This is a genomic window from Collinsella sp. CLA-ER-H4 (genome assembly GCF_040092395.1).
Lineage (GTDB): Bacteria > Actinomycetota > Coriobacteriia > Coriobacteriales > Coriobacteriaceae > Collinsella.
The window spans coordinates 1-19,144 of record NZ_JBBNLQ010000018.1; the positions used below are offsets into that span (position 1 = coordinate 1).

Below are 19,144 nucleotides of genomic sequence, written 5' to 3' on the forward strand. Positions count from 1 at the left end.
ACATAGAGCTCTATTACAATAGGGTGCGCATGCATTCCACCCTGGGCTACATGTCTCCAGTGGAATACGAGCGGCAATACGCTTGAGGATCCTTAAAAGAAAGTCCAGTTTATCCTTCCCACTCCAATTGGATACGCCTAGGCGCGGTCCAAGAAATCGTCCGCACCCCCTATCTGACCCTATTTCACCGCAACTTAGAGAGCGTAAGGTATAACGCTTCACCCCAAATCAAATTGATTCGTTGAATAGACACATTACAAATCTTTAGACTTCGTTTAATCCACAAGTGGGTATTATCACACACAAGGCGAACGTGAAAGGATATACCCATGTCGCTTACACAGTCAGCAGAGCGTGCAGCGCTCAACAAGCTCATCGATTATCTCGACGACAACCCGCAAGAAAACATCGACAAAATCATGGACCTCGTGAACAAGCTGGTCCCCAATCGCGTATTTCCTGTACAGCGAGAGGCATTCACCAATGTCATCAAGAGCCGCGGCAATTGGTATGACCTGATCATGCGTGTGTTCAGCCTTAATCCCCAGATGCGAACCAAACTGCTTAAGACCCTCATTATCGACGCCAACCTGCTAGCTTGGCCAGAGCAGGAAAAGAACCGCGAAAAGTACCAGTGCAACGTTCCGTGGGCCATCCTGCTCGATCCCACGAGCGCCTGCAACCTGCATTGCACGGGCTGCTGGGCCGCCGAGTACGGCTACAAGCAGAATCTCTCGTTCGAAGACATCGACTCTATCGTTACGCAGGGCAAAGCTCTGGGTACCCACATCTACATCTACACTGGTGGCGAGCCATTGGTGCGCAAGCGGGACCTCATCCGGATTTGCGAGAAGCACCAGGACTGCGCATTCCTGTGCTTTACCAACTCCACGCTGATCGACGAGGCCTTCTGCGACGACATGATTCGCGTAGGTAATTTTGTCCCCGCCATCAGCGCCGAGGGCAATGAGCACACCACCGACGACCGTCGCGGCGAAGGTACCTACGCAAAGATCGAGCATGCAATGAAACTCCTGCGCGAGCGCGACTTGCCATTTGGTATCTCCACCTGTTGGACCAGCGCCAATGCCGATACGGTTGCTACTGAGGAGAACATGGACTGGATGATCGGCGAGGGAGCACTCTTCTGCTGGTACTTCCACTTTATGCCGGTTGGCCGCAATGCAACCCCCGAGCTCATGCTCACGCCCGAGCAGCGCGAGCACATGTATCACTTTATCCGCGAAATGCGCGAGAAGAAGCCGCTGTTTACGCTCGACTTTCAAAACGACGGCGAGTTTGTAGGCGGGTGTATCGCCGGAGGTCGCCGCTACCTGCACATCAACGCCGCCGGAGACGTGGAGCCGTGCGTGTTCATCCATTACTCAAACGCCAACATCCACGATGTGAGCTTACTCGACGCGCTGCGCTCTCCCCTCTTTATGAAGTACTACGAAAACATGCCGTTCAACGACAACTACCTCAAACCATGCCCCATGCTCGAGAATCCCGACGTGCTGCCCAAAATGGTTGCCGAGAGTGGCGCAATGAGCACCGACCTAATCGAGAAGGAGTCACCCGAGCAGCTGCGCGAAAAGACCCAGGCTACCGCCGAGGCATGGTCACCTGTCGCCGACCGCATCTGGAACGACTCCGACGATCCGCTATACGCCAAGCGTCACGAGGATAAGTCACAAGGCATGGCCGATAGCGACATGCACAAGTTCGAAAAACAGGGCCGCACACTCAAAAACGGCGATTAATGCTGCCCTACACGACAAACGCTCAGAAATGAAGCGGAGCAGTCTCGAGGCACATCTTCGAGGCTGTTCCGCCTTACCATCAAAACAGTTTTACTAAGTTGCGGTGAAATAGGGACTAGATCGGCCTTCCAATAACCAAAACAATCCCTATTCCACCGCAACTTCTTTAAGTTGTTGAATTATCGATGCTATTCGAAGCGAGATTCCAGACTCGACAGGCCGTTGAGCGTGAGGTCGTTAGCAACCTCCGAGACACGCTCGATAGGAACCGAGCCGTCAGACAGCGCCCACGTGCGATAGATACCGATAATACCCGACAGCAAAAACGCCAGATAGTAGTCGAACATTTCGTCCTTGAGACCTTGGGGCAGCAGATCGCGCTCGGCAATCTCGTGCTCGAGCGGCGCACGAAGACGAGCCATGAAATCATCGAGCGGAATATTCTCGATCAGCTGACGATTGAGCACCAAGTTGTTGCACAGTGCCTCGTTAACGGTTTTAAAGAAGGTCGCCGCCGCGCTCAGGGCGCGCTCGTTGGTGTCGCCGTCCATGGAAGCAAGCGTTTTCTCGACCGAGTCGACAATCATCTCCACCACATCGACGGCAATGGCATCGAGCAGGCCGTCAACCGTGCCAAAGTGAACGTAAAAGGTCTTGCGGTCGACATTGGCCTCGCGCGCGATGGCACTCACCGTAATGTCTGCCAGCGGCTTTTCCATGAGCAGGCGCTCGAAAGCCGAAAGGATGGCATTACGGCTGCGAACGATGCGACGATCAAGACGCGGTTTGCTGGTTGCCATGGGCGTGTCCCTTCGATATGCGAGCATTCATCAACAGATGAGAGATAATCTACGTAAGAGGATTATCCCCCATACAGCACAAATATGCCTCGCATCATGAAGAACGCACGACTGCCCTACTGCGACTTAGGGTGCTTCTTCTTATTGAGTGCCGACGGAGATACGCGAATACCGTCTCCTGTCTGACGCACATAGGCCTTATGAGCCGGCTTTGCGGTCCCAGAAGCCTTCTGAGCGTGCTTCTTGGGATCAACGGTAACAGCATTCGTGGGGTGCGGCTTAGTGGGCGCAGAGGGCGTCTGAGGCGTGCGGCCGAGCTTGCGCATCACGCGATCCCAGCGCGCATGGATGCTCTCGTTGTGGGCGCTCTTAAGTCCCAGCAGGGGCGCAGCCAAAATGGTAGGCGCAATAAACGTAATGAGACGCCACAGCAGATAGCCGGCGGTCGAAGCCGAACCGAAGAAATGACCCAAGAACAATGCAAAGCCGCCCTCAGCGCCACCAGTTCCACCGGGCAAGGGAACCGCAGAGCTTAACAGCTGGACAAAGGCGCTCGCGGCCATGACCGAGAAAAAGTCGACCTCGTGGTGGCCAAAGGCAAGCATCAGGAAATACGGAACCAGATAGAAAAACGCGAGCTGCAGCATGGTGATAAACACGGTGAGCAGCATGGAAGAAAAATGTCCGGCCGAAAGCTTGAACTTCTCGGAGAAGGAGTAGATCTCGCCATCGACAAACGTGCGCCAACCCTCGATCTTAGTGGCCGAGACACCAATGCGCTCGAGCCAATTGATGATGCAATGGGCGACGCGCGTGACGGTCTTAGGCATGAGCGCGACGGCGAAGATGCCCAGCAAGATGCAGCAGTGTCCACCAAAGCTAAAGACGCACAGCAGCGTCATGTCGCCGTAGCGTTCGGCAAAAAACGGCATACGGGCGAGCAGCAGGATAGCGCCCCAGGCGACCAGGCCAAACTGGTACACGATAAAACGCGTGAATTGCGTGGCGCCGGCCTCGCCCACGTTTTGGCCGGCCTTGGTCAGGCGATAGATCTGAGCCGGGGTGGAGCCCATCATCATGGGCGTCAGGTTGCCAAAGAAGATGCCACTCGCCTCGACCGAGATCAGGTCGCGGATGCCGACGGGCGAATTGGGATCGAGCCAGACGGCGATCGCATAGGCCACAATGCCAAAGAACAGGTACATGAACATGCAAAGACACGCGACAACGAGCCATGACGCCTGGACGCTCGACATAGCGGCCCAGAACTGCCCCATCTGCCCGGTTACCACCAGATAGACGATATAACCTACCAGCACGACGCCGATAAAGATGGCGCCGCGGCGTGCGCTCTTATTGTCATCTCCGCCCGAGGCCTCAACCTCGACCTGGGGCTTAGACGTATGCTGAGAGGACTCCGTCATGAGACTCCTTCTAACAGTCAAAATATCTTGGATATTGTACCCGTAAGGGCCATAGGCAGAACGCAAAGCTCTGGTTCAAACGGGAATTGCAGACGGTTGTTTAAAAATAAAAAACCCGGCCTTCCATAGGAAGTCCGGGTATCAGATGCGTGGTAGCCCGTACCAGATTCGAACTGGTGATCTCCGCCTTGAGAGGGCGGTGTCCTAAACCGCTAGACGAACGGGCCATAAGCCTCAGCAGAAAAGAAGTGGTAGCCCGTACCAGATTCGAACTGGTGATCTCCGCCTTGAGAGGGCGGCGTCCTAAACCGCTAGACGAACGGGCCACATGACATCTGCACTGCCGTGCTGCGAGGTAATATATTACGGGACAAAAAACGTCAGCGCAAGAAGAAATTCCAAATTGCCGAAAAATTGTCGGCAGGTTATGGAACACGCAGGTAAACTAGGTAGCTAATTCAAGTTGAGATGGACCAAAAGAGCTTCGCGATCGTTGGGAATGTTGTCTTCGATCACGGCGTCGAGGGCGGAGTTGAGAAGCTGCCCCAGTTCCGGCCCGGGCTTGACTCCAGCACGGATCAGGTCGCCGCCGTTGATGGCGAGCATCTTGAGCGTATAGGGCTCCCCCGCCCTCAGCAGCTCGTGCGCCATCGCGCGCATCTCCTCAATCGTCTCAACGTAATAGAAGCACGACGGGGCCTTGCCAAGTGTGTCGGCACGCTTAAGGTCCATGAGCTCGTCAATCAGGCGGGCCGTGTCGACGCCCTCACCCGAAAGCGCGCGCATCATATTGAGCAGACAGGAGCGCTCGGGGCGCAGCGGCTTGTCATGGTATTTGATGAGCAGGCACACGTCGCGCACCAAGTCGTGCGAGAGCGCCAGGCGATCCATAATGACGCGCGCCTTCTTGGCGCCGAGCTCGGGATGACCGTAGAAGTGTCCGCTACCGGCATGGTCGACCGTGAAGCACTCGGGCTTGGACACATCGTGCAAAAACGCCGCCCACATAAGGCTCGACGAGGGCGCGACGCCGTCACACAGCGCGAGCTCCCCCGCCACCGTCAGCACACGGGCGATATGCACGTAGACGTTAAACGCATGATAGACACTGCGCTGATCAAACCCGCGACCCGCAGCCAACTCGGGCACGGCGGCGCAGATGAGCTCGGGATAGCGGAGCATCGCGTCTCCCCCATGACCGGTCGAAAGAATGCCCTCGAGCTCAATACCCACACGCTCACGCGCCACGGCATCGAGCAGCGGCGCGCACTCGGCAAGCGCACGCTTGGTCTCGGGCTCAATCATAAAGTCCAGACGGCAGGCGAAGCGCACCGCACGCAGCATGCGCAGGGCGTCCTCGTTAAAGCGACGCTTGGGATCGCCGACAGCGCGAATCAGCTTGCGCTCCAAGTCACCCTGGCCGTCGTAGCGGTCGACAAGCCCGCGCTCGGGATGCCAGGCCATGGCGTTGACGGTAAAGTCGCGGCGCGCCAGATCGTCCTCGAGCGAGGCGGCGCGCTCGACGCTCTGAGGATGGCGCCCATCGGTATAGAAGCCATCCAGACGGTACGTGGTGACCTCGATACGCTCGCCATCGGAAATAGCCGTGATTCCGCCAAATTTAATGCCCGACTCCACAACCACGATGCCGGCGGCCTCGAGCGCCGCCTTGGACTCCTGCCACAGGCCGCTACAGCACATATCAACATCGTGGCTGGGGCACCCCATCAGGGCGTCGCGCACCCAACCGCCCACGTACCAAGCCTCAAGACCAGCCGCCTCAAGCGCGTGCAGGACGCGTAGGGACGCATCGGACGGTTGCGTACCGTTGAGCGAAACATTGCACATGCCTATGGCCTCCTGCACTTGTGAGCGTTAATCGATGGTTCTCAAGAAGTCTAACAAGAAACGAGAAAGCGCGCACACGCAATCGCGTCGTTGATTAGATAAAACGAGACAGCAGATACCACATATGTTCAGCGCGCAAAAAACACCCGCCTTGGTAATCCAAAGCGGGTGTTCGGCAACGATGTATCGATGCGGCTAGCAGACCTGGCGAACCTCGATGTGCTTCTTATATTCGTCCACCTTGGCAAAATCGCCCAAACCGGGGCACTCGACCACGTTGGCGCCGGTGGCCATCGACAGGCGCAGGGCATCCTCGACGCGCTCGGGGGCGTCATGCCACACGGACAGGAAGGCAGCGAGCGAGGAATCGCCGGCACACACCGTCGACAGCAGCTTGACGTCGAAGGTGCGGTTAGCAAACCAGATGTGCTTGCCGTTGGAGAAGTACGCACCGGCGCCGCCGAGGGTCAGCAGCACGTTCTTGGCGCCCTTGGCATGAAGCTCAGCCATAGCGCCCTTGACGGACTCATCGTCGCCACCGCTCACCTTAATGCCAAAGATATCGAGCAACTCGTCGTCATTGGGCTTGATCAGCAGCGGCTCCATGGCAATGAGATCTGCCAGCTGATGGCTCGAGATGTCGAGAACGAACTCGGCACCCTTGGCCTTGACGCGGCGCAGAACCTCGGCCAGGAAGCCCTCGGAAGTGTTGGGAGGCAGCGAGCCACTGATTACCAGGCAGGTCATGTCATCGAGCGAATCGATGAGCTCAAACATCTCCTGCTCATTGGCCTCGTTGATGGCGGCACCGGCGTTGACCATGTTGTACTCGGTGTCGGGGCCGGCATTGAGGAAGACGTTGACGCGCGTGATGCCGTCGGTCCACACGGGCTTGACGGGCACGCCCAGGGCCTCGGCGCCCTTGACGATGAACTCGCCCGAGAAGCCAGCGAAGAAGCCCAGGATCGTGGTGTCGACACCGTAGTGGTCAAGCGTAAACGAGACGTTGAGGCCCTTGCCGTTGGGCGTATAGACGGCGTTGCGAGTACGCGTGACGGTGTTGGCAGCAAGGCCGTCGCAGGCGATGTTGTAGTCAATGGCGGGATTTGCAGTGAGCGTGTAAATCATGAATGTTCCTTTCACGAAGCAACGTGTTAATGAAAGTATATTCCACGCATCGGTAAAAGGCTAGGACAACTCGGTGAACAGTGTGGAAGCGATGAAGTACGGCGGGACACCTCTCCCCCGTGGCGGAACAAAAAGGCGCCCCAGCCGAAACCGGGGCGCCGCATGCGCACGAATATGTCGCGTTTCGATTACTGACGATCGAGCTTGCGGACAGCAACGCGCTTGCTGTACTCATCGACGTGACCGAAGTCGCCGATGCCGACGGACTCGGCAACGTTGGCGCCGGTGGCCATAGCGAGCTTCATGGCCTCCTCGACGTTGTCGCGATCCCTGTACCACTTGTGCAGGAACGCAGCGAGGGTGCAGTCGCCGGCGCAGACGGAAGAGACCAGCTTGATGTTGAACTCACGCTTGGCGTACCAGATGTCCTCGCCGTTGGAGAAGTAAGCGTCGCCGCGGCTACCACGGGTGAGCAGCACGTTCTGAACGCCAGCGTCGTGAGCCATCTTCATGGCAACGCGAACCTCGTCGTCGGTATCGACCGGCACGCCGAAGATGGCCTTCATCTCGTGATGGTTCGGCTTGATGAGCAGCGGCTTCTTGTGAGCGAGCTCCTTGAGCTTGTCGGAGGACAGGTCCAGGACGACGTCAGCGCCACGAGCCTGAGCGTGCTCCATGACCTGAGCCAGGAAGTCGGGCGTAGCTTTGGGAGGCACGGAGCCGGAGACAATCAGGCACTCAAGATCGCCCGCGGTGTCCAGGATGTTGTAGAGCTCCTCCTGGTGCTGCGGCGTGATCGGAGCGCCGGGGTTCAGGATGCCGTACTCGTGCTGGCCATCGTTGACGTAGGTGTTGATGCGCGTGATACCGTCGGTCCAGACCGGGCGGCACAGGCAACCCAGGTTCATGACCTCCTCGACGATAAACTTGCCCGTGAAGCCGGCGAAGAAGCCGAGCGCGACGGTATCGACGCCCATCTTCTTAAAGGCGAAGGACACGTCGAGGCCCTTGCCGTTAGCCGTGTAGCTGGCCGAGCCGGTGCGGACGTTCTCGTCGGGCTCGAGCGGAGAGCTCGAAACCGTCATGTCGACAGCCGGGTTAGCGGTTAGCGTGTAGAACATTTACAGTACCCCCTGTATATGTGAGGGCCGCGTGGCCGGCCCATTCCAACCACGCGGGTACCTCTGATACCAAATTAGCGAGCTGCGGACTCGAGCAGTGCCTTGACCTCGGCGGCGGTGTTGCAGGCGAGCGCCTTCTCGGCGAGCTCGTCGCACTCGGCCTTGGTCCACTGGCTGATGGTCTTGCGGGCGCGCAGGATCGACGGAGCGCTCATCGAGAACTCCTCCAGGCCCCAGCTGATCAGCAGCGGCTCGAGCAGCGGATCGGCAGCGGCCTCGCCGCACATACCGACCATGATGCCGGCCTTCACGCCGCTCTCGATGATGTTCTTAAGCGAGCGGAGCACGGCGGGATAGTAAACCTGGTACAGGTTGGAGATGGTGTCGTTACCACGGTCGGCGCACATGGTGTAGCCGATCAGGTCGTTGGTGCCAATGGAGAAGAAGTCGGCAACCTCGGCAAGACGGTCTGCGAGCAGCGAAGCGGCGGGTGTCTCGACCATGATGCCGACCTCGATGTTCTCGTTGAACTTGCGACCCTCTTCGGTCAGCTCGGCCTTGCACTGCTCGACGAGCTCCTTGACGGCCAAGACCTCCTCGACGCAGGTGACGAGCGGGATCATGATCTTGACGTCACCGAAGGCGCTAGCGCGCAGCAGAGCGCGGAGCTGGACCTTGTACTGGTCGGGATTGGCCAGGCAGTAACGCACGGCGCGGAAGCCCATGAAGGGGTTATCTTCCTTGACCATGTGCAGATACGGAATCTCCTTGTCGCCACCCACATCGAGCGTGCGGATGATGACCGGAGCGCCCTTGAGCGCGCTGGCGACCTTACGGTAGGCGTTGAACTGCTCCTCCTCGGAAGGAAGCTCAGCGGAGTCCATGAACAGGAACTCGGAGCGGAACAGACCGATGGCCTCGGCGTCGTGATCGAGCGCGTTGGGAACGTCATCGGGGTTACCGATGTTGCAGGCGATGATCTTCTTGATGCCATCGGCAGTCACGGACGGCTTGCCACGGAAGGCCTCGAGGGCTGCCTTCTCGGCAGCGAAGGCCTCGGCCTTGGCGGTGTAGGCAGCGAGCGTCTCCTCGTCGGGATCGGCCTCGACGATACCCTTGCCGCCGTCGACGACAACGGTCATACCGTTGCGCAGCGCGGTGCAGCTGTTGGAAACCGAAAGGACAGCCGGGATCTCGAGGGCGCGCGCAATGATCGCGGAGTGCGACGTGCGGCCACCGGTCTCGGTGACGATACCGGCAACGTGGGCCTTATCGATCGTGGCGGTCATGGACGGCGTAAGGTCGTGCACGACAACGACGGTGTTCTCGGGCAGGACAGAGAGGTCGACGACCTCCTTGCCCAGCAGCTCGGCCAGAATACCGGTGCGGATGTCGGCGATGTCGGCCGCGCGCAGACGGAACATCTCGTCGTCCATGGACAGGAACATGTTCTCGAACATGGTCGAGGTGTCCATGAGCGCCTGCTCGGCGCAGGTACCGCCGTCAATGGCGGCGTTGATGGCGTCGGTCATGCCCGGGTCCTGAGCCAGGACAATGTGTCCGCTCATGATCTCGGCCTCGGCCTCGCCCACCGTCTCCTTCATGTGGTCGGCCTGAGCCTGGGTCTTCTCGCAGAAGACCGAAAGAGCGGACTGATAGCGCTCCTTCTCTGCTGCCGAATCAGCAACCTCGTGCGGCTCAAACGTCAAGTCGGGATCGACGGCGACCATGACGGTGCCGATACCGATGCCCTCGGAAGCGTTGACTCCCTGATACATTCCCATTCCTCTCTCCGTGTCATGTGATAAAGCGTTTTGCCATATCCATGACAAAAGAGCGCAGCTACCTTGCAACAGGTCACTGCGCCCCCAAATATGAACTTAGTTGTTCAACATGCGACCCGTTTGAGTTCTACTCGCCAAGACCGCTCTTGATGAGCTCGATGGCAGCAGCCAGAGCCTCGGCCTCGTCAGCGCCGTCGCACTTGACCTCGACCTCGGTACCGCAGGGGATACCAGCAGCCATGAGGGCCATCGGGGACTTACCGTTGACCTCCTTCTCGGGGGTGACGACAGTCACGTCGCAGGCGTACTTGCCCATGGTGGAGGCGAAGAGGCCGGCCGGACGCATGTGAAGACCCTGCGGATTGACGAGGGTAGCCTTCTCAGAAACCATAATTGACTCCTTTTTTGTGTTTAACCCCTGTCATGCATGCGGCAGGAGTCAGATTCACGACGTTGTTTATATTAACTCACATCAAACTGTTTTTCATTATGTTTCGCACGAATTGTTGGACAGATGTGTTTGTCGTCCGCTTGCTCGCCCACAGGGGGCCGGGCGTGGCCAGTGAGATTTCCTGCTCTACAGTCCTGCTCGCACGAAGAGCACATTAAGTGCTCTTCGGCTCGTGCGGAACTCGCGATAAATCTCGCAGGCCGCGCCCGGCCCCCTGTGGGCGAGCAAGCTGCGGAAACTCAGTCGGTCCAGAGTAATGTCGGCTGAAAGGAATTCTGGCTGATGGGATAACCGATGCGTTCTCTGTTTCGAAAAAGGCGGAGGCCCTGGAAAGGGACTCCGCCTTTGTTACAGGGGGCGATGGTATTCGCGTGTTGCGGGATTAGACCAGGCGGGCGTTGATCGTCTTGGCGACCTCGGCGGCGTCGGTGGAACCCTTGACGGTGGCACGGAAGTCCTCGTCCATGAGCGCCTCGGCGACCTTGGACAGGATCTTGAGGTGCGTGGTGCCGGCCTGTGCACCCGGGATAAGCAGAGCGATAGCCACGTTGACGGGAGCGCCGTCCATGGTGTCCCAACCGGTCACACCGGACTCGTCCTTGACGACGATGACGGCAGCCTCGGTAATGGCGTCGGACTTGGCATGCGGGATGGCGAAGCCCTCCATCATGCCCGTGGTGCCCTCGGCCTCGCGGGCCAGGAAGGCGTTCATCACGGCGTCGGCGTCGCTTGCGATACCGGCCTTGACGGCCTGGTTGGAAACGAAGCTCAGAGCCTCGTCACGAGAAGCGAAGTCCTCGGCGACAAAGACATTCTCGACCTTCACGAAGTCGGCAGCCTCGGCCTTGGGGGCCTCGACGGCAGCGGCCTTGGGAGCCTCAACCGGCTTGGCTGCAGGAGCGGCCTTCTGATTCTTCTCGAAGTCGTACTTCTTGAAGGCCACGAACAGGATGCCACCGACCACAGCGCCGATGAGGATCGCGAGGACCCAAAGCGGACCGTTCTCGACAACGGGCAGGACCAGGAAGCCACCGTGAGGCGCCGGATCGTGAACGTTGAACATAATGGTCAGGATCGAAGCGATAGAGGAACCGAGCATCATGATGGGCATGACGGGCCAGATGTTCTTAGTCATGAACGGAATGGCGCCCTCGGTGATGTGGGTGCAACCAAGGATGAGGTTGACGACACCGGCGTCGTGATCCTCCTGGCTGAAGTACTTCTTGCCGACAACGACGGCAAAGGTGGTAATCAGCGGCGGAACGATGCAGGCGGCGGAGACGGCAGCCATGAAGTTGGTGCCGAAGTTGTAGGTATCGGTGCCAACACCGGCGGCCAAAGCCTCAGTGAGCATAGCGGTACCGGTGACGTAAGCAGCCTTGTTGACCGGGCCGCCCATGTCAAAGGCGCACATGCAGCCAATGGCAAGACCCAGGACAACGGCGCCAGAGGCGGACAGGCCCTTGAGGAAGTCCATCATGGCGGTGTTGATGGCAGCCATGGGGCCAGAAATGCCGAGCATGACCAGACCGACGATGGCGGTCGAGAACAGCGGGTACAGGAAGATAGCCTTGAGGCCGTCCAGATTCTTGGGCAGACCGGCAAAGACCTTCTCGAGCAGCAGGATGACATAACCGGCGAGGAAGCCGCCGACGATGCCGCCCAGGAAGCCGAAGCCCACGCCGGCGCCACCGGCGTCGATCATGCCGGTCTCGGCGTTAACAGGCAGGCCCTGGATGGCGATCATACCGGCAACAAAGCCGGGGACGAGCGCCGGGCGCTTGCCGATGGACTCGGCGATATAGGCGGAAAGCACCGGAACCATGAGGTTCATGGCGATGCCGCCGATGATCTTGAGCATCGCAGCAAAGCTGTTGTAGTCAGACGCCGTCGAATCGAAGGACGTAATGCCCCACAGGAACGAGACGGCGGTCAGGACACCACCGGCAACGACGAAGACCAGCATATGGCTGACGCCGTTCATGAGGTGCTTGTAGATAACGTGGCCGATGGACTCCTTCTCCTCAACCTCGTCCTCGACATCGGCAGCGGCTGCAACCGTGCTGTCGCCCTTAGCGGCGAGCGCGCGGTCAATCAACTTACCGGCGGCCTCAACGGACAGGGCCTTGGAAACACCAACGGAAACCATGGGCTTACCGGCGAAACGCTCAGCCTGGACATCCTTGTCTGCTGCGACGACGACGGCCTTGGCACCAGCGATCTCACTCTTGGTGAGCTCGTTCTCGACACCGACCTGGCCATGAGTCTCGACCTTAATGGTCAGACCGCGCTCGGCAGCTGCCTTCTCCAGCGCCTCCTTCGCCATGAAGGTGTGCGCAATGCCAGTCGGGCAACCGGTCGCGGCGATGATGTCAAACTTAGCCATGTGTCCCTCCTTCTTGAGTACAGCGCCCGCGGGCGCTCCCCTACACGCGCTTCGATGCGCGTTTTTCCACAACTGAAAGATACCAACCTACCGTCCGCGTGAGAAGAGCTAAGGTGCAAATCTCCGGTGAAAGGTTCTTTCATAACCGTAAACGGTAAGTGAAAGTTTACCATCAACACTTGAAACGGCAAGGTGTATCTTGTAATTGAAAATGCCCGTATACTATGGCATTGCAAATCAAGCTAGATTTTCATGCCAACCAGGAGCCATCCATGACCGATAGTAGCAAGAGCGCACTTTCCCTCATTAGCACCCATCAGGGATACAGCGAGTCCGAGCAGCGCATTGTCGACTATATATTGGAGCACCAGTCCGAGGCGCCACGCCTCACGGCCGCTCAGCTCTCGCGCGCCGCCGCCACGTCCGAGGCGACCGTTTCGCGCTTCTGCCGCAAGCTTGGCTTTGGTAGCTTCCGCAGCTTTCAGTTTTCGTTGGCGAGGGATTTGGAAAGCCAGCGTAACGAGGGCCTGACTGACGAGGTCTCGCTGGACAATATGGAGCAGAGCCTCAAGAACATCCTGGCTGCCAAGGTGAGCGAGCTTAATGCGACCATCGACGGGATCGACCACGATACGCTGGCGGCTGTTGTGCATGCCCTTAAGCATGCAGGGGTTATTGAGTTTGCGGCTGTGGGCAATACGAACGCGGTCGCGCTCGATGCGACGTTTAAGTTTTCGCAGCTGGGCCTGCGCTGCATGGCGAGCACCATTAGCGAGACATCAATCGGCTTTGCGCTCACGTTACGCCCGGGTGACGTCATCGTGCTTATCTCAAACTCCGGCAAATCGCGCCGACTGAATCGCATGGCAAAAGCGGCTCGCAACTGCGGCGCAACCGTAGTCGTCATCAGCAGCGACAGTAAATCCCCGCTCGCGCGCCTGGCAGACTACACTTTTAACACCGTCAACCACGAAGCGCTGCTGACAACGGGCGACTTTGCGTTCTCTAAGATCAGCGCCACGATGATCATCGAAGTCATCTACAACTTCCTGCTGCCCGAGATTGAAGACGCGCGTGAGCATATCAGCTACTACGAGGAGCTCATCCAGCCGGATAAGGTCGTTGAGTAAAACGCGTAGTGGGACAAAAATTTCAGTCTATTTTGTCCCACCAACCCCGCTGATACGACCTAACCTCGAGCTTCTTCGAGCATCTGCTTTGCGTGGGCCAAGCTTGCCTCGGACTGATCGCCGCTCAACATGCGGGCGATCTCGGCAGTACGCGCTTCGCCGGTTACCTCGTCCAAATGCGTCTGGGGAACATCGCCCGGTTCCTTGCTGACGACATAATGCTTGTCAGCCATGACGGCGACCTGCGCCAAGTGGGTTACGACAATCACCTGATGCGTAGCGGCGAGATCTGCCAGCACGCCCGCGAGCGCACGCGCCGTGGAGCCACCGACACCAGCATCGACCTCGTCAAACACCAGCGTATCGACACCGTCCGCGTTACCGAGGACAACCTTACTTGCCAGCATGACGCGGCTGAGCTCGCCGCCCGACGCAATGCGGCGCAGGGGACGTGGCGTCAAGCCGGCACCGCTGCGGTATAGCAGCTCGTAGCTCGAAGGACCAACGGGCGTCCACTCAGCACGGGGAAGATCGCGCGACTCCCAGACGAGCTCGGCACTACCCATCTCCAAGCGCGCCATCTGGCGGCCAACCTCGTGGCAGAAGCGCGGGGCCGCCGTATTGCGAGCGCGCTTAAGTGCCTTGGCAGCGGCAAACAACTCGCGCTCGGCGCTCCCGAGTGCCTCACGCGCCATTTTGATCTGCTCATCGCCATCATCGACCAGGGACAGCAGTTCTTGCGAGCGATCGCGCATGGCAAAAACATCGTCCATAGTGGGACCCCACTGACGCAGCAGGCCCTTGAGGTCGGAATACCGCTCGCGCATGCGAGCGAGCTCGCGAGGATCGAAGGCAACCCCATCGCGATAGGAACGAAGTTCGTTCGCGCAATCCTCAAGAGAGATGCAGGCATCCGAAAGTGCATCGGCAATGTCGCCCAGTTTGCGATCGACGGTAGCCATTCGGGAAAGCTCTGCCACGGCGCTGTTCACGGCATCGAGCGCTCCCCCTTCAGAGGCAAGCGATGCATGGGCCTCGTTTGCCGTCGCCACCAAGACCTCGGCGTGCTCCGAGCGAGGCAGCAGCTCCTCGAGTTCCTCATACTCGCCCGGTTTGGGGTCGACCTCGCCGATGCGCTCGAGCGCAAAGCGCGCCTCCTCGACGCGGCTCCCCTGCGCACGCGAGGCCTCTTCGACACGTCGAACCTCCTTAGCGGCAGCCCGCGAAGCCTTAAAGCAGGCACGGTACGCATCCAGCGCCTCGAGTGCCAGGCGCCCTGCCCATGCATCGACCATCGCAACGTGATGCGCCGGATCGAGCAAGCGCTGGTGCTCGTGCTGGCCGCACAGATCCATCATCACACCAACGCGCTCCGAAAGCTCGCGCACACTGGCGATGCGGCCGTCAATCTTCACGCGGCTGCGGCCCTCGGCAGAAAGGCTGCGCTGCACGGTGAACCCCTCCGTGTCGTGCGGCCCGTCGAACAGCCGCGCCTCGACGCTCGCCAGCGCCTCGCCCTCGCGCACCGTCGACGAATCCGCGCGCTCGCCCAAAATAAGCTTGAGGGCCGAGAGCAACGCGGTCTTGCCGGCGCCGGTCTCGCCGGTCAGGACAGTCAGACCGGCACTCGGCACTAGCGTCGCCTCGCGAATGAGTGCAATGTTAGAAACCTGCAGCTCATCGATCATGACGGACTCCGTAGAATACGCGGCTCACCGAGTTATAGAAGCTCTCGGGGCCATAATCGAGCAGCAGCACATCTCCGGGCCCGCGACGCACAGCCACGCTCTCGACCGTACCATCACAAGTAATAAACTGTCCGTCGATGGCGATTGCCGGAACGCTCGGACGGTCATCAGACATAAAGATTTCGACGACATCACTCGGCGAAGTCAAGAAGGCGCGGGCCTGAATGGTGTGCGGCGCAATGGGTACGCAGACCATGCCCGTATAGTCGGGGCTCACGATGGGGCCACCGGCACTGAGCGCGTAACCCGTAGAACCAGTCGCCGTGGACACGACCACGCCGTCGCCACGCAGTCGGTCGATATGGTGGCCCGACACCGTGATGTCGAACTCGACCATATCGGACAGCGGACCTCGGGTAAGCGCCATGTCGTTGAGGGCGAACGTGCGCACGACATCCTTCGTACCGTCTTCGCGCACGGACACGATATCCGCGGCGATGGTAGCGCGACGGCTCACGTGCAGCTCGCCGGACAGGGCATCACTCACAACCTGCAGAATGTCGCGCTCCTCGGGGCTCGCAGCAGTTAAAAAGCCCAGGTGGCCATAGGAAAGACCGAGGATAGGAATCTCGCGATGGTTGAGGATGCGGGCAGCACGTAGCAACGTACCGTCGCCGCCGAGCGTAATGACCAGATCGGAGCCGTCAATATCAGGCGTGCTCTGAATCTTGGATCGCTGGTCGGCAGCCCATGCGACCTCATAGCCCTGGCGCGTCAGCCAAAGCTCGAGCATCAGGCCGCTCTCGACCGCCTCTTGCTTGTAGTAATTGGGAACCAGAAAGACCTTCATAGCGTTGCAGCTTTCTCGCTCAAAACCGATACCTGGGATTGCAGCTCATCGTCGGTGCGTTCACCGGGGGCAAACCTCGTGCCGTACAGGAAAAACTCAACGTTGCCCTTGGCACCATGAATGGGTGACACGCACACATCGACCGGGAACAGGCCCTTGGCAGCAAAGAGTTCAACCGCCCTCACGAGTGTATCGCGGCGCACGGCGGGATCGGTCACAATGCCGCCCTCGCCCACCAGCGCCGCCGGAGCCTCAAACTGCGGCTTTACGAGCGTGCAGAATGCACCCGTAGGAGCCAGGCACGCCAGTACCGCATCGATAATGTTCGCGATGCTGGTAAACGAGACATCACACACAGCCAGGTCGATGGCGCCGGCATAGCCAAGCTCAGGCAGCTGCGTCACATTTGTGCGCTCATGCAGCGTCACGCGATCGTCCTGACGCAACGACCAATCGAACTGGGCGCGACCCACGTCCACCGAGACAACGGTCGCAGCTCCGCGCTTGAGCAGGCAATCGGTAAAACCGCCGGTAGAGCAGCCCACATCCAGACAGGCAAGGCCCGTCGGATTGATGTCAAACGCATCAAGCGCGCCTTCGAGCTTAAGACCGCCGCGGCCAACATAGGGAATGCGCCCCTTCACGTGCAGCGGCAGCCCCGGGATCACCTTAAGGCCCGGCGAAGTCAAGCGCTCACCGCCACTCGAGACCAAGCCGGCCATAAGAGTGCGAAGGGCATCCGCGCGATCTGCGCAGATGCCCTGTGAAATCAGTTCGTCATCAAGACGCACGCGTTTCATGAATGCCATCAACCATTCGTGTCCGGAGATGCAGCCTAGCTATCCTGGGATTCGTTTGCCGCATCCTCATCATATTCCTGCTCGAGCTTGTCGGCCTCACGCGGTGTAAGCTCAAACTTGTCGACCATATCGACCGCGCGGGAGCCCAGCTCAATCGCTTCGTCAAACAGATCGAGCGAACGCTCCAAGGAGGTATCCTTGGAGCGAACGGTAGCGATGATCTGATCCAGACGATCCGAGATCTCATCAAAGTTGCGGACGGAACCCTCTGGCATGGCTACTCCTCGACGGAGTCGGCCTCGACGGCCTCAGCAGCGTCCGCATCCTCGGCCAGCACACCAGCCTCAGCCTGGGCAACCGCAACCTTAGCGGCAGCCTCGGCAGCCTGTGCCTCCTCGCGAGCGCGATCCTCGGCCAGCAGCTCCTGGTATAGGTCCTCGCCCGGCAGCTCCTCGCTGCGAGCGATCTTACCCAGCACGCCGTTGACGAACGACGCGGACTGGTCGGTGCCATAGGCCTTGGCAAGCTCGACGGCCTCGTTGATCACGATGGCGTCAGAGACCTCCTCGTCGGTGAGGAAACGCATCTCGTAAACGGCGATACGCAGCAGGTTGCGGTCGGCGCCGGGCATGCGCGTAAGATCCCAGTTCTTGGCAACAGAGCGCAGAGCACAGTCGATGCGGTCGATATGCTCATAGGCACCGCGGCACAGCTCCAGCGCATAGGGGTCGAGGGGACCCTTCGAGATCAGGAAATCACCCTCGAGGACGCGCTCGAGCGGGCTGTCCGTGGCCTCGGCCTGGAACAGAAGCTGAAGCGCCTGACTGCGGGCAAGCGTACGCCCGCGATAAACCTTAAGGCTCAAAGGTTACTCCCTTGGGAAAACGAGGCCGTCGATGCAAACGTCAACGCGCTCGACCTCAACGCCAACCTGGGCATCGATGGCGGCGACCACTGCGGCGCGAACGGCCTCGGCGAGTTTCTTGAACGGATAGCCAAAGAACACCACGACACGCACGGTGAGTGCGAGCTTGTCGCCGACGACCTCGGCCTCGACCGCCGGCTCGGAAGCGGGGGCCTTGGACGAGAGCATCATGGAGACAAGGTTGGTGGCAAGGTCTTTGACGCCAACGGAGGCGATGCCCTCGACATCGGACACGGCGCGCGAGACGATGGCGGTCAGAACATCGGGCGAAATGCCGATGCCGTCAATCTTGATTTCCTGGGGCATGAGTCCTCCTAGAAGAGTTGGTTGCTAGACGCGGGAGACGAACTTGCCGTCGCGGGTGTCAACCTTGATGACCTCGCCCTCGTTGAGGTACATGGGGACCTGGATGACAGCGCCGGTGTCGATCGTGGCCGGCTTGGTGGAACCCTGGACGGTGTCGCCCTTAAAGCCCGGGTCGGTCTGGACGATGGTGGTCTCGATGAACATCGGCGGGGTCACGCCCATGAGCTCATCGTCGGCGAAGAGCAGCTGGCAGATGTCGTTCTCGCGCAGCCACTTGGAGTTCTCGCCCACCATGTCCTCGGGAACGGGAACCTGCTCATAGGACTCGTTGTCCATGAAGATGTAGTCGGTGCCATCGTTGTAGAGGTACTGGAACTCGCGGGTGGTGAGCATAACGCTCTCGAACTTGGTACCGGCATTGCAGGTGTTCTCGACGACGCGGCCGCTCTTGATGTCGCGGGTCTTGTAGCGCACAAACGCGCCGCCCTTGCCCGGCTTAACATGCTGGAACTCGACGATGGTGTAGACCTTGTCCTTAATGCGGAGACCGAGGCCGTTCTTGAAGTCGGCGGTAGAAATGGTAGGCATAGTGACCTTTCTTGTTATGGGCAGAACGCACAAGCGTCCAAATTACATACGATAGAAATTATACACTTGCAGACGGCGCCTGCAGCGAGCGCATAAAAAGAGAACGCGAGGCGCCCGAATTGCTCCGGACGCCCCGCCCCAAAAATCTATCG

Annotated in this window: 17 protein-coding genes and 2 tRNA genes; 2 read left to right on the top strand and 17 right to left on the bottom strand. The window is 59.4% G+C overall.

The annotated features are described in order from the left end of the window. Window positions 1-329: 329 nt before the first annotated feature. The gene (locus AAAX34_RS09020; protein WP_349110986.1) at window positions 330-1,763 is read left to right on the top strand and encodes a radical SAM protein; all 1,434 of its coding nucleotides are present in this window, start codon (window positions 330-332) and stop codon (window positions 1,761-1,763) included. A 188-nt stretch (window positions 1,764-1,951) separates the two neighbouring features. On the opposite strand, the gene AAAX34_RS09025 is transcribed toward AAAX34_RS09020, so the two are convergent. From AAAX34_RS09025 to AAAX34_RS09070, 10 genes are all read right to left on the bottom strand, one after another. Continuing rightward, complete coding sequence (locus tag AAAX34_RS09025) at window positions 1,952-2,563, bottom strand: TetR/AcrR family transcriptional regulator (protein WP_349110988.1); 612 nt, start codon at window positions 2,561-2,563, stop codon at window positions 1,952-1,954. 116 nt (window positions 2,564-2,679) lie between these two features. Beyond that, window positions 2,680-3,987 (bottom strand): lysylphosphatidylglycerol synthase transmembrane domain-containing protein, encoded by a 1,308-nt coding sequence (locus tag AAAX34_RS09030; protein ID WP_006233965.1) that lies wholly within the window; start codon window positions 3,985-3,987, stop codon window positions 2,680-2,682. A 150-nt stretch (window positions 3,988-4,137) separates the two neighbouring features. Beyond that, window positions 4,138-4,214, bottom strand: a tRNA-Glu gene (locus AAAX34_RS09035). 22 nt (window positions 4,215-4,236) lie between these two features. Beyond that, window positions 4,237-4,313 (bottom strand) — tRNA-Glu (locus AAAX34_RS09040). A gap of 127 nt (window positions 4,314-4,440) precedes the next feature. Continuing rightward, window positions 4,441-5,835, bottom strand: a complete 1,395-nt coding sequence (locus AAAX34_RS09045) for a CCA tRNA nucleotidyltransferase (RefSeq protein ID WP_349110990.1) — start codon at window positions 5,833-5,835, stop codon at window positions 4,441-4,443. A gap of 195 nt (window positions 5,836-6,030) precedes the next feature. Continuing rightward, window positions 6,031-6,963 (bottom strand): 1-phosphofructokinase, encoded by a 933-nt coding sequence (locus tag AAAX34_RS09050; protein ID WP_195361479.1) that lies wholly within the window; start codon window positions 6,961-6,963, stop codon window positions 6,031-6,033. A 188-nt stretch (window positions 6,964-7,151) separates the two neighbouring features. After that, on the bottom strand, window positions 7,152-8,084 hold the full coding sequence (locus AAAX34_RS09055; protein WP_006233969.1) for a 1-phosphofructokinase family hexose kinase: 933 nt from the start codon (window positions 8,082-8,084) through the stop codon (window positions 7,152-7,154). Between the two features lie 74 nt (window positions 8,085-8,158). Next, complete coding sequence (gene ptsP, locus AAAX34_RS09060; RefSeq protein WP_035138206.1) at window positions 8,159-9,862, bottom strand: phosphoenolpyruvate--protein phosphotransferase; 1,704 nt, start codon at window positions 9,860-9,862, stop codon at window positions 8,159-8,161. A 133-nt stretch (window positions 9,863-9,995) separates the two neighbouring features. Then, on the bottom strand, window positions 9,996-10,259 hold the full coding sequence (locus AAAX34_RS09065; protein ID WP_022094575.1) for an HPr family phosphocarrier protein: 264 nt from the start codon (window positions 10,257-10,259) through the stop codon (window positions 9,996-9,998). Window positions 10,260-10,701: 442 nt separating this feature from the next. Beyond that, entirely contained in the window at window positions 10,702-12,705 is a 2,004-nt protein-coding gene (locus AAAX34_RS09070; RefSeq protein ID WP_349110992.1) for a fructose-specific PTS transporter subunit EIIC, read from the bottom strand. A gap of 272 nt (window positions 12,706-12,977) precedes the next feature. Here AAAX34_RS09070 and AAAX34_RS09075 point away from each other — a divergent pair, with 272 nt between their 5' ends. Further along, window positions 12,978-13,835, top strand: a complete 858-nt coding sequence (locus tag AAAX34_RS09075; protein WP_226790721.1) for a MurR/RpiR family transcriptional regulator — start codon at window positions 12,978-12,980, stop codon at window positions 13,833-13,835. A 59-nt stretch (window positions 13,836-13,894) separates the two neighbouring features. On the opposite strand, the gene AAAX34_RS09080 is transcribed toward AAAX34_RS09075, so the two are convergent. From AAAX34_RS09080 to efp, 7 genes are read right to left on the bottom strand one after another with little or no spacing between them, the layout of a single operon-like run. After that, the gene (locus tag AAAX34_RS09080; protein ID WP_349110994.1) at window positions 13,895-15,523 is read right to left on the bottom strand and encodes a DNA repair protein RecN; all 1,629 of its coding nucleotides are present in this window, start codon (window positions 15,521-15,523) and stop codon (window positions 13,895-13,897) included. Then, the gene (locus AAAX34_RS09085; protein ID WP_035138200.1) at window positions 15,513-16,373 is read right to left on the bottom strand and encodes an NAD(+)/NADH kinase; all 861 of its coding nucleotides are present in this window, start codon (window positions 16,371-16,373) and stop codon (window positions 15,513-15,515) included. Before AAAX34_RS09085 ends, AAAX34_RS09080 begins: the two co-directional genes overlap by 11 nt. Beyond that, window positions 16,370-17,173 (bottom strand): TlyA family RNA methyltransferase, encoded by an 804-nt coding sequence (locus AAAX34_RS09090; protein ID WP_349111009.1) that lies wholly within the window; start codon window positions 17,171-17,173, stop codon window positions 16,370-16,372. The genes AAAX34_RS09085 and AAAX34_RS09090 overlap by 4 nt, the downstream gene beginning before the upstream one ends. 35 nt (window positions 17,174-17,208) lie before the next feature. Next, window positions 17,209-17,448, bottom strand: a complete 240-nt coding sequence (locus AAAX34_RS09095; protein WP_006233978.1) for an exodeoxyribonuclease VII small subunit — start codon at window positions 17,446-17,448, stop codon at window positions 17,209-17,211. A gap of 2 nt (window positions 17,449-17,450) precedes the next feature. Further along, the gene (gene nusB / locus AAAX34_RS09100; RefSeq protein ID WP_195192861.1) at window positions 17,451-18,038 is read right to left on the bottom strand and encodes a transcription antitermination factor NusB; all 588 of its coding nucleotides are present in this window, start codon (window positions 18,036-18,038) and stop codon (window positions 17,451-17,453) included. Between the two features lie 3 nt (window positions 18,039-18,041). Then, window positions 18,042-18,404: an Asp23/Gls24 family envelope stress response protein gene (locus AAAX34_RS09105; RefSeq protein ID WP_349110996.1), complete on the bottom strand. Its 363-nt coding sequence runs from the start codon at window positions 18,402-18,404 to the stop codon at window positions 18,042-18,044. A gap of 24 nt (window positions 18,405-18,428) precedes the next feature. Further along, window positions 18,429-18,992, bottom strand: coding sequence for an elongation factor P (gene efp, locus AAAX34_RS09110; RefSeq protein ID WP_006233983.1), 564 nt, complete (start codon window positions 18,990-18,992; stop codon window positions 18,429-18,431). Window positions 18,993-19,144: the final 152 nt, after the last annotated feature.

Coding starts and splice junctions, on each gene's coding strand:
- AAAX34_RS09090 (WP_349111009.1), bottom strand. CDS start 17,173: ATGAAACGCGTGCGTCTTGATGACGAACTGATTTCACAGGGCATCTGC.
- AAAX34_RS09045 (WP_349110990.1), bottom strand. CDS start 5,835: ATGTGCAATGTTTCGCTCAACGGTACGCAACCGTCCGATGCGTCCCTA.
- AAAX34_RS09065 (WP_022094575.1), bottom strand. CDS start 10,259: ATGGTTTCTGAGAAGGCTACCCTCGTCAATCCGCAGGGTCTTCACATG.
- AAAX34_RS09030 (WP_006233965.1), bottom strand. CDS start 3,987: ATGACGGAGTCCTCTCAGCATACGTCTAAGCCCCAGGTCGAGGTTGAG.
- AAAX34_RS09085 (WP_035138200.1), bottom strand. CDS start 16,373: ATGAAGGTCTTTCTGGTTCCCAATTACTACAAGCAAGAGGCGGTCGAG.
- AAAX34_RS09050 (WP_195361479.1), bottom strand. CDS start 6,963: ATGATTTACACGCTCACTGCAAATCCCGCCATTGACTACAACATCGCC.
- ptsP (WP_035138206.1), bottom strand. CDS start 9,862: ATGTATCAGGGAGTCAACGCTTCCGAGGGCATCGGTATCGGCACCGTC.
- AAAX34_RS09070 (WP_349110992.1), bottom strand. CDS start 12,705: ATGGCTAAGTTTGACATCATCGCCGCGACCGGTTGCCCGACTGGCATT.
- AAAX34_RS09080 (WP_349110994.1), bottom strand. CDS start 15,523: ATGATCGATGAGCTGCAGGTTTCTAACATTGCACTCATTCGCGAGGCG.
- AAAX34_RS09075 (WP_226790721.1), top strand. CDS start 12,978: ATGACCGATAGTAGCAAGAGCGCACTTTCCCTCATTAGCACCCATCAG.
- AAAX34_RS09055 (WP_006233969.1), bottom strand. CDS start 8,084: ATGTTCTACACGCTAACCGCTAACCCGGCTGTCGACATGACGGTTTCG.
- AAAX34_RS09105 (WP_349110996.1), bottom strand. CDS start 18,404: ATGCCCCAGGAAATCAAGATTGACGGCATCGGCATTTCGCCCGATGTT.
- AAAX34_RS09025 (WP_349110988.1), bottom strand. CDS start 2,563: ATGGCAACCAGCAAACCGCGTCTTGATCGTCGCATCGTTCGCAGCCGT.
- AAAX34_RS09020 (WP_349110986.1), top strand. CDS start 330: ATGTCGCTTACACAGTCAGCAGAGCGTGCAGCGCTCAACAAGCTCATC.
- efp (WP_006233983.1), bottom strand. CDS start 18,992: ATGCCTACCATTTCTACCGCCGACTTCAAGAACGGCCTCGGTCTCCGC.
- AAAX34_RS09095 (WP_006233978.1), bottom strand. CDS start 17,448: ATGCCAGAGGGTTCCGTCCGCAACTTTGATGAGATCTCGGATCGTCTG.